Below are 13,066 nucleotides of genomic sequence, written 5' to 3' on the forward strand. Positions count from 1 at the left end.
GATGAGGTGGAAGCGCACCATTCAACTGCTGGACGTCCATTGCGAAGGGGAGATCGGCAAGGTCGCGATCGGGGGCGTTCCGAAAATCCCAGGCGAAACACTCGCTGCGCAGCTTCAGTGGCTGAATACCGATCCGAAGGGCAGGGAGCTTCGCCGCTTTCTCTGCCTCGAGCCGCGGGGTGCGCCGATCGGTTCCGTCAACCTGCTTTTGCCGGCGAAACACCCGGACGCAGATGCCGCCTTCATCATCCTGCAGCCGGACCAGGCGCACGCAAGTTCCGGCTCCAATTCGATCTGCGTCACGACGGCCCTGCTGGAATCGGGAATCGTCGAGATGAAAGAGCCGGAGACGGTCGTGACCCTGGAAACAGCGGCTGGCCTGGTGAAGGCAATGGCAACCTGCCGCGATGGACGCTGCGAAAAGGTGAAACTCACCATGGTGCCGTCCTTCGTGCATGACCTCGATGTGACGCTGGAGACGCCGCAATGGGGCCGGATCAAGCTCGATCTTTGTTACGGCGGCATCTTTTACGCCCTTGTCGATGTCAGCCAGATCGGCCTGACGATCGAAAAGAGCAATGCTGCGGGGCTCGTTCAGGCGGGAATGGTGCTGAAGGATCTGATCAACAGCGAAATCCCGGTCGTCCATCCGGAAATCCCCGCGATCTCCGGCGTCGCCTACGTCATGTTCCGGGATACGGAGCCGGACGGCACGGTCCGTACCTGCACGACCATGTGGCCAGGCCGTGCGGATCGCTCTCCTTGCGGAACCGGGAATTCGGCCAATCTGGCGGCGCTTCACGCGCGCGGCCGGGTGAGGGTGGGCGACATATTCAGGTCGCGCTCGATCATCGGCTCCCAGTTCGAAGTGGGGCTTGCAGCGGAAACGACGGTTGCGGGCAAGCCGGCGATCATTCCCACGATCACCGGCCGCGGCTTTACGTTTGGGCTTCACCAGATTGCGCTCGATCCCTTTGACCCGCTGGCAGAAGGTTTCGCAATGACCGATGTCTGGGGCCCCTCCGCAGGGGAGATCTAGATCTCCTTGCCGGTGGTCGTGGGAGTGTTCATGTCGCCCGGTTTCAGCACGAGCGAGTTGACGCTTTCAGATTCCGTTGGGTCGGCTGGCGCCGGAACGGCACCGAGTTCCTGCATCTGCAGGAATTTGTAGGCGCCGAAAACGTCGCCGCTCTCGCCGGCCTCGCGGTACATTTCGGCTGCCTTGACGACATTGGCTTCGATGCCTTCGCCGGCTTCATACATCAGCCCGAGATTGATCATGGCGTCCGTATTGCCGCGTTGTGCGGCCAGATCGTACCAGGCGATAGCCGTCTGATCGTCCTCCGGCACGAGATGACCTTCGTCATAGATCGCGCCGATGTTGAAGGCGGCGGTGTCGTCACCTTCGGCTGCAGCCTTGCCGAACCACTGCAGGGCGCTTTGAACGTCCGATTTCGTGCCGAGCCCGTCGCGATAGGCGACACCCAGGTTATAGGCGGCAAGCACGTTACCGCTCTGGGCTGCTTCCTGGTAAAATTTGAATTCCGCCTGTTCGTCGCCCAACCGGCCCATCAACATGCCGAAATTCACTTTCGCGGCCGGATATCCGGCCTGGACGGCGACATTATAGGCGCTCATCGCCTGATCCGCCTGCTGAGCCTTGTTGAGAGCGCGGCCGAGCTGATAGGCGAAACGCGGATTGCCGGTGCTTTCGAAGGCCACGCGACAGGCGTCGACTGCGGTTCCATCGATTTCACCGATGTCGACCGGTGCGAACTCGTTGTTGCGCTGCTGATCATAGGGGCTCCCGGCGAGCCGGTCGCATTCGCCCTGCATGGTCGAGACGAGCTTCAGGCTTGCGCGCTCCTCGGCGCCCGGGGAAGCCGTCAGTGCGCAAAGCGCAACGACAGTGCCAGTGGCAAAGGCGAATCCCTTGTTGACTTTAAAGACGCGGGATTTCATTGTGTGCTCCGCTTCACAGATCCTTAAGATTGACTAACGAACGCCTAAAGCGGACGCGGGTTCCTTGCGTCTCGGGCTTTCCGCCGCGATCTCTTCTTCCTATTCTGCACATTTGCGTGATGCTTGATATTTGGCAGATGAGATGCCCGGTACCGGCTCAATCATCACATGTGATTGTTTTGGATGAGTCGTTGGTGGTATGCGGGTGCAATCGAACACTTCCGGAAGCTCCTGATGAAGACACTCACTCTCCGCCGCCCCGATGATTGGCATCTGCATCTGCGCGATGGCGCGGTCCTGGAAGGCGTGATCGGCGATACGAGCCGCCATTTCGCCCGCGCCATCATCATGCCCAACCTCGTGCCGCCGGTGGTGACGACGGCCGACGCGTGGGCCTATCGCGATCGCATCCTCGCAGCCCTTCCCGCGGGCGACCGGTTCGAGCCGCTGATGACGCTCTATCTCACGGAGAGCACCGATCCGAGCGACGTGGAGGAGGGCCGCAAAAGCGGCCTCATCACCGCAGTAAAACTTTACCCTGCGGGTGCCACCACCAATTCCCATGGCGGTGTCCGGGACATCGACAAAGCCATGCCGGTGCTGGAGCGCATGGCAAAAATCGGTCTGCCGCTCTGCGTGCATGGTGAGGTAACGACACCGGAGGTGGATATCTTCGACCGTGAAGCCGTGTTCATCGAGACGGTCCTCGACCCGCTGCGCCGGCGCCTGCCCGAACTTAAGATTACTATGGAGCATGTGACGACCGCGGACGGGATCGACTACATCAAGTCGTCCAAGAGCAATCTGGCGGGATCCATCACCACCCACCATCTGATCATCAATCGCAATGCCATCCTGGTCGGCGGCATTCGTCCGCATTACTATTGCCTGCCGGTCGCCAAGCGCGAGAACCATCGCCTGGCGCTTCGTGCCGCGGCGGCCTCTGGCGATCCACGCTTTTTCCTCGGCACCGATTCCGCTCCGCACGTCGATCCGTTGAAGGAATGCGCCTGCGGCTGCGCCGGCATATACACCTCCGTAAATACCATGAGCTGCCTGGCCCACGTATTCGAGCAGGAAAATGCCTTGGACAAGCTCGAGGCATTTACCTCGCTCAGCGGTCCGGCATGGTACGGGCTGAAGCCGAATGACGAAATGATCACGCTTGAGAAGCGGGATCAGCCGGTGAATTTCCCAAGCAAACGCGATACTGGTGCGGGACTGATCACAGTCTTCGACCCCGGGTTTCCGCTGCATTGGGAGGTGCTTTAAAAGTAATTCCTAATCAAAACAAGGTTAGTAACATTGATACTTTAGAAGTAACCTTTTGGAGAGGATCGAGATCTAGCTTCGATGCAAGATTTTCCGGCGGGTAGACCGAAGAGAAGCTGGCATGATGCTCGATTATCAATCTCTTCTCCTCGCCTTGGGCGTTTCGGCGGCGTGCCTGATGGTAACGCTGTTCGGCACCTGGGTTTCGCGCCGCACCGATTCCTTTCTGCTCACGCTGGTAGCAGCCCTCTGCTTTATCGTTTCGGGCATCATCGCCTATAGCTCCTATACCGTGGCAACAGGCATCCTGCGCGTATCCATCGCTTATGCATTCCTGATGGCCGGCTTCTGCACCACCTATGCTGCGTCCGTGCAGTTCCGCACGGGCAACAAGCCGTGGAGGCTCGCCGCCGCTCTCGCCGTCGTCACCATCGTCTTCGGTCTTCCTTTGCTGATTGCCGGGTTCGACGGTGTCGGGCTCATTGTGATGAACATCCTCGCTGCGCTGCTGTTGACAGGTACGGGCTGGCAATATTGGCGCACCCGTGCGGAAGCGCCCGGTCCGCTTTGCGGCATGGCGGTTCTCTACGTCCTCAGCGGTCTGTCATTTGCGCTGTGCGCTGGCGTCCTGATCAGCGACGGCAACTGGGTTCTGGGCCATGCTCCTGACAACTGGGCCGAAAATCTCAATATCGGCGTCTGTATTGCCGGCATGACGGGGATCGGATCCCTCTCGCTCGCGCTGCACCAGTGGCGCATGGCCGCTCATCATCGACGCGAGGCCATGACCGATATGCTCACCGGTCTCCTGAACAGGCGCGCTCTTTTCGAGGAGCATGGTACGCGCCGGATCGGTCCTTCCACCGCCGTGGTCGTTTTCGATATCGATCGCTTCAAGTCCATCAACGACGAGCACGGTCACGCCGCCGGTGATATGGTGCTGAAGACATTTGCCGAGGATCTGCTACACGGGACGTCGCATGCCAAAACTGCCGCGCGCCTGGGCGGCGAGGAATTCGCCTTGATCCTCGATAACGTACTGCCTGGCAGGGCGGAACGGATTGCCAATGATATCGCCCGTCGTTTCGCGGCGCGTGAAATACCGGTCGGCGAATGCGCCGTGATGTGCACGGTCAGCGCGGGTGTTTCAACGGGTGCCGCGGGCGGGCAGCCTTTCGAAACCGTATTGGGTCTTGCAGACGGCGCACTCTATGAAGCCAAGCGCGCCGGCCGCAACCGCGTCGAGGTGGCGGGTTACCTGCGGCCTGTCGACCTTTCCGACACCCGCAGCAGCGCCTGATCTCACCGTTATTTATTGCATCGTCTGGCGCGCCGGCCCGCATGCTGCTATTGCGGCCCGTGGTTGCCAAACAGGAGCGGGCGCATGATTCAGACCACATTTCCGGAACGCGGCGTAATGGCCGAACTGATGGCGAAGATGCTCTGGGAGATCGGAGCCGTTCATTTCAGCGCCGACAAGCCCTACAAGCTTTCCTCCGGCATGATGAGCCCGGTCTATATCGACTGCCGCAAGCTGATCTCCTATCCTCGCATCCGCTCGGCGATCATGGATTTTGCCGCGGCGACGGTGATGCGCGATGCGGGCTTCGAGAAATTCGATTGTGTGGCAGGTGGTGAGACCGCCGGCATTCCCTTCGCAGCCTTCCTGGCCGAACGCCTCGGCCTGCCGATGATCTATGTCCGCAAGGCGCCGAAGGGCCATGGCCGCAACGCCCAGATCGAAGGTCATATGCCTGAGGGAACCCGCGTTCTGGTGATCGAAGATCTGACGACCGCCGGCGGCAGCATGTTCAAGTTCATCGACGCGATCCGAGCTGCCGGCGGCGTGGTCGATCACGGCATCGCGCTCTTTTTCTACGGCATCTTTCCGGAAGCCGAACAGCGCTTCTCAAACGGCAAGGTTCAGCTTCATCATATCGCGACATGGCGATACGTGCTGGCCGCTGCCCGCGAAGGCAGGCTGTTCGATGACAAGACGCTCTCCGAAGTCGAAGCGTTTCTCGACGCGCCACTCGCCTGGTCGGGGCGCAACGGCGGCGTCAGCGAACTCGCTCTCTGAATTTTTGCTCTGGCAATTTTACAAAAGCTCGCTTAATCGATTGAAATACACCTTGGACTGGCGCGGGAGGACTCTATGATTTTGTGCTGCGGCGAAGCCCTGATCGACATGCTTCCGCGCGAAACGACGCTCGGGGAAAACGGCTTTGCCCCTTACGCCGGCGGAGCGGTCTTCAACACCGCCATTGCGCTTGGCCGCTTGGAGCAGCCTACCGCCTTCTTCACGGGTCTGTCGGATGACATGATGGGCGATATCCTTCGGGACACCCTGCGCAAGAGCAAGGTGGATTTCAGCTATTGCGCGACGCTCTCCAGGCCCACCACCATCGCCTTTGTCAAGCTGGTCGACGGCCACGCCTCCTACGCTTTCTATGACGAGAACACTGCCGGCCGGATGATCACCGAGGCGGATCTGCCCGCTCTCGGGGAGGATTGCGAAGCACTGCATTTCGGCGCGATCAGCCTCATTCCCGAGCCCTGCGGCTCGACCTATGAAGCCCTGCTGATACGGGAGCATGCAAAGCGGGTCATATCGCTGGATCCCAACATCCGTCCCGGTTTCATCAAGGACAAGGCGTCCCACATGGCGCGTATCCGTCGCATGGCGGCGATGTCCGACATCGTGAAGTTTTCCGACGAGGACCTGGCCTGGTTCGGCCTTGAGGGCGACGAGGAGACACTGGCCCGCCACTGGCTGCATCACGGCGCAAAACTGGTTGTCGTCACGCGCGGTGCACAAGGTGCGGCTGCTTACACGGCGAACCACAAGGTGACCGTGCCGAGCGAGAAGGTAACTGTCGTGGATACCGTGGGCGCCGGGGATACATTCGACGCCGGCGTTCTTGCTTCGCTGAAGATGCAGAACCTTCTGACGAAGGAACAGGTCGCAAACCTCTCGCAAGACCAGATCGCCAACGCCTTGGCACTCGGTGCCAAGGCCGCCGCCGTTACCGTCTCGCGTGCAGGCGCCAATCCGCCCTTCGCAAACGAGATTGGGCTCTAGCCGAGCTCCTACTGGAGGCGCTGTCAGCTTCGGGCTGACAGCAGTGCCTTCACCAACCCCTGCGTCGAGCTGTCATGCCCGGCGGCACTTTCCTTGCCCTCGACCACCGGCAGCAGGCCCGTAGCAAGCTCCTTGCCGAGCTCGACACCCCATTGGTCGAAGGAGTTGATGCGGAACAGCACGCCTTCCACGAAGACGCGGTGTTCATAGAGCGCGATCAGCCGGCCGAGCGCGAACGGCGTCAGCTTGTCGTAGACGAAGGTGATCGACGGCCGGTTGCCGTTAAAGACGCGGTGCGGGGCGATGAAATCGGCCTGCTTCTCGTCCATGCCCTTGGATGTCAGCTGTTCCTTGGCTTCGCCGAAGGTCCGGCCCTTCATCAGCGCTTCGGACTGGGCAAGGCAATTGGCGATCAGCAGTTCGTGCTGATGGCGCAGATGCGGTTCGAAACCGTTGGCCGCGATCATGAACTCCGCGGGGATGATGCTCGTGCCCTGATGGATCAGCTGGTAGAAGGCGTGCTGGCCGTTGGTGCCAGGCTCGCCCCAGACAGCGGGGCCGGAATTGCCTTCGACCGGCTTGCCGTCGATCGTCACGCCCTTGCCGTTCGATTCCATGTCGAGCTGCTGCAGATAGGCGGGAAAGCGCAACAGCCGCTGATCGTAGGGCAGGATGGCGCGGGTCGGGTAACCCAGCACGTTGCGATGGTAGAAGCCGATCAGTCCAAGCAGCATCGGCAGGTTCTGCCGCGTGGAGGCGGTGCGGAAATGCACATCCATCGCATGGGCGCCATCGAGGAACTTTCCGAAATTTTCCGCCCCGATGGCGATCATCAGCGGCAGGCCGATCGCCGACCAGATGGAGTAGCGGCCGCCGACCCAGTCCCAAAAGCCGAACACGCGGTCGCTTTCGATGCCGAAGGCCGAAACCTTGTCGAGTGCGGTGGAGACGGCCGCAAAATGATGCTTCACCGCCGCCTCTCCGAGTTTCTCGGCGATGAAGGCACGGGCGGAAGCCGCATTGGTCATGGTCTCGATCGTCGTGAAGGTTTTCGAGGCAATGATGAAAAGGGTCGTTTCGGCATCAAGCAGCTTCAGCGTGTCGGCAATATGCGCTCCGTCGACGTTCGAAACGAAATGCGCGCGGGGGCCGTCGTGGAAAGGAGCAAGGGCCAGCGTCGCCATGACAGGGCCGAGATCGGAACCGCCGATGCCGATATTGACGACGTCGGTGATCTTTTTGCCGGTAGCGCCTTTCAGCGCGCCGGCGCGGATGCCGTCGGCAAACGCGCCCATGGCGGCGAGGACCGCATTGACATCCGGCATGACATCCTTGCCGTCGACCAGAACCGGCCTGTTGGATCGGTTGCGGAGCGCCGTATGCAGCACGGCGCGCCCTTCCGTGAAATTGATCGGAACGCCCGAAAACATCTCTTCGCGTTTTTTGGCGACGCCGCCGACCTCGGCCAGCCTTTCGAGGAGCAACAGCACGTCGTCGTTCACCGCCGTTTTGGAATAGTCCATCAGCAGGTCATCGAAGGACGCGCTGAACCGTTCGAAGCGGCCGGGATCGGACGCGAATGCAGCGCGAATGTTCGTGGCATTGGTTTTTGCCACTGCGGATTTCAGGTCTTGGATGATGGCCTGCATGGAGGTTCCTCGCGGTCGGGGAAATGATGAACGGGGAACCTATTCGCTTTCCCGGTCAAATCAACCCATTTAGAGCCGTGGTCTGGCAGCCTTCTACTGGCCGACCGCCGTCGTCACCGTGTTGCCGGCAGCAGTTCCCAAGCGAAGGATCTGCTCATCGTAGGACCGGCGCGTCGCAGGATCGAAGACGGCAATCGGGGTACTGACGGCGACGCTCGCCGCACCTCCGACCGTTTGCGCGGCGCCGAGCGCCACGGCACCAAGGCGATCGCCGAGCCCAACGTCCGAGTCGGTAACCGCCTGGCCGGCAATCAGCCGGTTGCCGATCAGCTGCACCACTTCCGGACTTTCGGCGAATTTCCCGTGGTTGAGCCGATCACCACCCTTCAGAGCCGTAAGGTCGAGGACGACGATACCGGCTTTTTCGAATTCCGTTCGATAGGGCTCGACTGTCGGATCGACCTGGCCGAGGCGATCGATGTTGCCGGAGATCCGCCGGGACAGGCTGAGTGCACGGTCATCTCGGGAAACAAAGAGCGTGAAATGCGGTCGCTTTTCACCAAGCTCGGCAAGCTGCTGGCCGAACACGTCCACGTCGAGGTCGGGAGAAGCGAGAATGACGTTCTGGATTTTCGGCGCGACGCGTCCGTCGCGGATCGCCATCTGCCGCAGGGCCTCGACCGTCAGCCAGGAACCCATCGAATGCGCCATGATGGTGACTTCGCCGACGCTCGGCTCCTTCGACAGGCGATGCAGCATCTCTTCCAGCGCGTCGCGCGAATAGTTCGTGCTTTCCTTGTCGTAGTTGTAGGCAAAAATGCTGCCGCGCGACGGCCAGGTGAACAGCACCGGCGCCACGTCCGCCTTGGAGTCATGGACGATCTGCGCGAAGCGATAGACGGCGTCCTCGTAACGGTTGTTGAACCCGTGCACGAAGACCATCACCCGCCGGCTTTTCGGCAGATGCTGTCTCAGCCAGCCCTGTGCACCGGGCCGGTCGAGCGGCGTTACCGAAACCGTCGCAAATTCCTTGGCGGGATTGGCGGGCAGTTTGGCGGGCCATTGAACCTGGCCGACCTTGCGGGCGCGGTCGGGAGGAATGGAGACGGCGATTTCGGTGATCTGCGGCTCCTTGCCGCGTTCCCCGGAAAACAGCACGCCCGGCGTTTCGGTTGGCCGCCGTGTCGTGGCCACGAGTACATCGACCTTGGTGGCGCCGTCAGCTCGAGCAGCGGTCGGGATCAATACGCCTTCTGGCCGCCCGGCGCAGCCCGGCAAGGCAGCCAGTGTCGCGACGACGGCAATCAGACGAAGCGGATAAACGGCGCGGCTAACCAAGCGAACTCCAACATGCTCTTTGCCCACCCCTCACGAGAAGCGCTAGTCAAGGAACACTGCTGCGTCCATAGCCAAGGCTTCGATTCAAGCAGTGGGACCGGTCCTTGTTGTCGATCTGTCGCCGCAATGCAACGTCCGTCAGCCGCGCAGCTCGCGCCGCAGGATCTTCCCGACGTTCGATTTCGGCAGTTCGGTGCGGAACTCGATAAAGCGTGGCCGCTTGTAATTCGTGAGATTTTCGACGCAATGGGCCTTGATCTGCGATTCCGTCAGGTTGGGGTCCTTTTTGACCACGAAGAGTTTGACCGCCTCGCCGGAATGTTCGTCCGGTATCCCGATCGCAGCGCATTCGAGCACGCCCGGATGCTTGGCGACGACCTCCTCGACCTCGTTCGGATAGACATTGAAGCCCGAAACCAGGATCATGTCCTTCTTGCGGTCGACGATTTTGGTATAGCCCTGCCGGTCCATATAACCCATGTCACCGGTCCGGAAGAAGCCGTCCGCGGTCATCACCTTGGCTGTTTCATCGGGACGGTTCCAATAGCCGGCCATGACCTGAGGCCCCCGGATGCAGATTTCACCCACGCCGCCGAGTTCGACTTCCGCACCGTCGTCATCGCGGATCGAGATTTCCGTCGACGATATCGGCAGGCCGATCATACCGCTGAACTCGGTGGCATCCAGCCGGTTTGCGGTGGCGACGGGAGAGGTCTCGGACAGGCCGTAACCCTCGGTGATCTGGCAGCCGGTCATCTTCAGCCAGCGCTCGGCGACCGGGCGCTGCACTGACATGCCGCCGCCGAACACGAGCAGCAGCGACGAGAAGTCGAGTTTTTGGAAATCCGGATTGTTCATCAGCGCGTTGAACAACGTGTTGAGACCCGGGAAGACGTGGATCTTGTACTTCTGAAGTTCCTTGACGAAGGCCGGGATGTCGCGTGGGTTGGCGATCAGGATGTTGTGGCTGCCCGTCGCGACCCCCATCAGCGAGTTCACCGTGAGCGCGAAGATATGGTAGAGGGGCAGGGCGCAGAGGAACTGGAGCTGATCCGGCCGCGGCTTGGTGAGGAATGCAGTCTCGAGCCAGGTCCCCATCTGCTCCTTGTTGGCAAGCAGGTTCGAATGGGTGAGGATCGCCCCTTTGGAGATACCTGTCGTGCCGCCGGTATATTGCAGGAAAGCGATGTCGCGGCCGTTCACCTCGACCGGGTTCACGGTCAGTCGCGCGCCCTCGTCACGCACCTGCTTGAAACTCTTGGCCGAGGCAAGCGACCATTCCGGCACGAGCTTCTTTATCTTGCGCACGACCAGGTTGACGATATGTCCCTTGAGGCCGAGCATGTCGCCCATGGTTGCGACAACCACATTCTTCACTTCCGTATTCGGCAGCGCCTGCTGAACCGTATGGGCGAAATTCTCCAGGACGAAGATTGCCTTGGCGCCGGCATCCTTCAACTGGTGCTCCAGCTCCCGCGGCGTATAGAGCGGGTTGACGTTGACGACGACCAGGCCGACGCGGAGGATGCCGTAGACGATCACCGGGTTCTGGAGGATGTTCGGCAACATCACCGCCACGCGGTCTCCCTTGACCAGTCCCTGCGCCTGCAGCCAAGCCGCAATCTTGCGGCTTTCCGCTTCAAGCTGCCGGAAGCTGAGCGACTTTCCCATGCTGGAAAATGCCGGTCGGTCCGCAAAGCGCGAGCAGCTGTCTTCGAAAAGTTCGCCCAGCGAGCGATGGGTCAGCGGCGGAATTTCCTCCGGCACCGTCGGCGGATACGAGGCCAGCCAGATCTTGTCGGGATTGGCGTCGGTGCGTGCAGTGACTTCGCTCATATGGAACCTCCTCCATCATTCTTCTTGTTTCGCGCTTGCCAAAGCGTGCAGCAAGGTCCTCCACCCTGCCGCCAGAAACAGATTATGCCATGGTCCTGTGGCGTAAAGCCATAGTCTCTGTTTTGAACAGCTATATAACCTTGACGTAAACGTCAACCGGGCTGCCGAGTAGGTCCGTCACCTTCGCCAGCGGGGAGGAACATAGGAGACGGCAAGACGTTTTCCCTGAGTAACATCATAGTAACACGAGGAAACCAAGGAGGTGCGTTATGTTGCATCATGAACCCCGAGCCGGTCAGGATCCCTACGTCAAGGATACGCCGTCGCTGATTGCGAGCGACAAGGTGGAAGGCACCCGGGTCTATGGCGCGGACGGCAAGCACATCGGTTCGATCGAGCGCGTGCTTCTCGAAAAGCGCGGCGGCCGGGTGGCCTATGCGGTCCTGAGTTTTGGCGGCTTCCTCGGAATCGGTGACGACTATTATCCGCTCCCGTGGGAGAAACTGCGCTACGACGAAGAACTCGACGGATATCGCATCGATCTGACCAAGGACCAGATCACGGGCGCCCCGCGCTATCGCGATCTCAACGACGATACCTGGTACAATGACAAGGGCCGGACGATCTACGACTATTACGGCGTGCCGCCCTACTGGATGTAACCCGATAGCCAGAAGCTTCAGGGGGCTCCGCGGTTGGCGGGGCCTCTTTTCATTTGCTTAAATCTATTCTGGCACGCTGCCGTCCGCCCCGATGGAAAACGAGGCGAGAGGACGGCAAATGGGCATGATGGCGGATAAGGCGGGTGGCGTCCGGGATCTGGAGCGGGAGGATCTGCCGTCGGTCGCTCAGCTGTTTCAGAAGACCTTCCGGGATTCTGAGCCATTGCGGCCGTCGATGATCCAGTATTTCCGCGATATCTATTTCGACCATCCCTGGTACGACGACGAAATCCGCTCGAAGGTGTTTGTCAGCGCGGCTGGCGAGGTCGAGGGATTCATAGGCGTTTTTCCATCGCGGCTGGAGCTTAACGGCAGATCGCTGCGGGCGGCCTTCGCGGGTTCGATGATGGTCGACCGGCCGGAACAAAACCCATTGGCGGGTGCGCGCCTTCTGCGTTCCTTCCTGGCGGGGCCGCAGGATATATCGCTCACCGAAACCGCCAATGCGCTTGCCCTTGGCATGTGGCAGAAGCTCGCCCTGCCGCTCGATATTGCCTACAGCCTCAACTGGTTGCGCGTCCTGCGCCCCGTATCGGCTGCGGTTCAGGTTGCCGAACGTGCGGTAAAAGCTGCGCGCCTCTTGCGTCCCGTCGGCGCCTTTGCCGACGGATTGGTGGAAAAGATGGGCGCTTCACCCTTCCGCGCGCCCAAAGTCCATGGTGTGGGCCGGGCGAATTTCTGGGATGCGCCGCGCGAGGAGTTCATCGAGGCGGTCCTGAAACTTGCTGATACTTTCCCGCTGAAGCCGCAATGGGACCGGCCGACACTCGAATGGTTCATGGACCAGGCGGAACAGAAACGCCAATATGGAAAGCCCGTCTGGCGTATCGCCGAATCCCGCAGCGGGCAGCTCGTCGGCTGCTACGTCTACTACGGCCGTCCCGGTGGTATCGCCTGGCTTCTGCAGGCGCTCTGCTCGCCGGCAGTCGCGGGCGATCTGGTGGAGGATCTCTTCGCTCACGCCGATGCCAGCGGTTGCGCCGCGATCCGTGGCGCCGGTCATCCCTGGCTGACGCCGGAACTCATCAGCCGCAAGACGATGTTCTATGGCCGCGCATTCTTCGTTGCACACGCCAAGGACAAGTCGCTGCTGGAGCCGGTCAAGACTGGGCAAGGCCTGATCAGCGGCCTTGCCGGCGAGAACTGGACCCGCCTGATCGGCGACGATTTCGACTAACCAAAGATCTCGAAAGCCGAACTTGTTG

At 60.8% G+C, this 13,066-nt stretch carries 11 protein-coding genes; 7 read left to right on the top strand and 4 right to left on the bottom strand.

Annotated elements, in window-relative coordinates; genetic code table 11:
* The first annotated feature begins 1 nt into the window (after position 1).
* Positions 2 to 1,039: a proline racemase family protein gene (locus C5L13_RS00450; RefSeq protein WP_105381314.1), complete on the top strand. Its 1,038-nt coding sequence runs from the start codon at positions 2 to 4 to the stop codon at positions 1,037 to 1,039.
* Here C5L13_RS00450 and C5L13_RS00455 read toward each other — a convergent pair.
* Positions 1,036 to 1,962, bottom strand: coding sequence for a tetratricopeptide repeat protein (locus C5L13_RS00455; protein ID WP_105381315.1), 927 nt, complete (start codon positions 1,960 to 1,962; stop codon positions 1,036 to 1,038). The two genes, C5L13_RS00450 and C5L13_RS00455, sit on opposite strands and share 4 nt — an antisense overlap.
* Positions 1,963 to 2,196: 234 nt before the next feature.
* Here C5L13_RS00455 and pyrC point away from each other — a divergent pair, with 234 nt between their 5' ends.
* From pyrC to C5L13_RS00475, 4 genes are all read left to right on the top strand, one after another.
* Positions 2,197 to 3,234: a dihydroorotase gene (gene pyrC / locus C5L13_RS00460; RefSeq protein ID WP_105381316.1), complete on the top strand. Its 1,038-nt coding sequence runs from the start codon at positions 2,197 to 2,199 to the stop codon at positions 3,232 to 3,234.
* Between the two features lie 121 nt (positions 3,235 to 3,355).
* Positions 3,356 to 4,534 carry a GGDEF domain-containing protein gene (locus C5L13_RS00465; protein ID WP_105381317.1) on the top strand — a complete coding sequence of 393 codons (1,179 nt, stop codon included), beginning with the start codon at positions 3,356 to 3,358 and terminating at the stop codon, positions 4,532 to 4,534.
* 84 nt (positions 4,535 to 4,618) lie between these two features.
* Positions 4,619 to 5,314: an orotate phosphoribosyltransferase gene (locus tag C5L13_RS00470; RefSeq protein ID WP_105381318.1), complete on the top strand. Its 696-nt coding sequence runs from the start codon at positions 4,619 to 4,621 to the stop codon at positions 5,312 to 5,314.
* A 75-nt stretch (positions 5,315 to 5,389) separates the two neighbouring features.
* Positions 5,390 to 6,316 carry a carbohydrate kinase family protein gene (locus C5L13_RS00475; RefSeq protein WP_105381319.1) on the top strand — a complete coding sequence of 309 codons (927 nt, stop codon included), beginning with the start codon at positions 5,390 to 5,392 and terminating at the stop codon, positions 6,314 to 6,316.
* A 23-nt stretch (positions 6,317 to 6,339) separates the two neighbouring features.
* On the opposite strand, the gene pgi is transcribed toward C5L13_RS00475, so the two are convergent.
* The 3 genes from pgi to C5L13_RS00490 form a co-directional block, all read right to left on the bottom strand.
* The gene (gene pgi / locus C5L13_RS00480; protein WP_105381320.1) at positions 6,340 to 7,965 is read right to left on the bottom strand and encodes a glucose-6-phosphate isomerase; all 1,626 of its coding nucleotides are present in this window, start codon (positions 7,963 to 7,965) and stop codon (positions 6,340 to 6,342) included.
* A 93-nt stretch (positions 7,966 to 8,058) separates the two neighbouring features.
* A complete protein-coding gene (locus tag C5L13_RS00485; protein ID WP_170117179.1) occupies positions 8,059 to 9,303 on the bottom strand; it encodes an alpha/beta hydrolase in 1,245 nt (414 codons plus the stop codon).
* 138 nt (positions 9,304 to 9,441) lie between these two features.
* Positions 9,442 to 11,139 (bottom strand): long-chain fatty acid--CoA ligase, encoded by a 1,698-nt coding sequence (locus C5L13_RS00490; RefSeq protein ID WP_105381322.1) that lies wholly within the window; start codon positions 11,137 to 11,139, stop codon positions 9,442 to 9,444.
* Between the two features lie 269 nt (positions 11,140 to 11,408).
* Between C5L13_RS00490 and C5L13_RS00495 the strand changes: the two genes are divergently transcribed.
* Positions 11,409 to 11,801 carry a PRC-barrel domain-containing protein gene (locus C5L13_RS00495; protein ID WP_105381323.1) on the top strand — a complete coding sequence of 131 codons (393 nt, stop codon included), beginning with the start codon at positions 11,409 to 11,411 and terminating at the stop codon, positions 11,799 to 11,801.
* Positions 11,802 to 11,925: 124 nt separating this feature from the next.
* Positions 11,926 to 13,038 carry a GNAT family protein gene (locus tag C5L13_RS00500; RefSeq protein WP_158693356.1) on the top strand — a complete coding sequence of 371 codons (1,113 nt, stop codon included), beginning with the start codon at positions 11,926 to 11,928 and terminating at the stop codon, positions 13,036 to 13,038.
* Positions 13,039 to 13,066: the final 28 nt, after the last annotated feature.

Origin of the sequence: Neorhizobium alkalisoli (genome assembly GCF_002968635.1) — a bacterium.
In the GTDB taxonomy this organism is placed as follows: Bacteria; Pseudomonadota; Alphaproteobacteria; order Rhizobiales; family Rhizobiaceae; genus Neorhizobium; species Neorhizobium alkalisoli.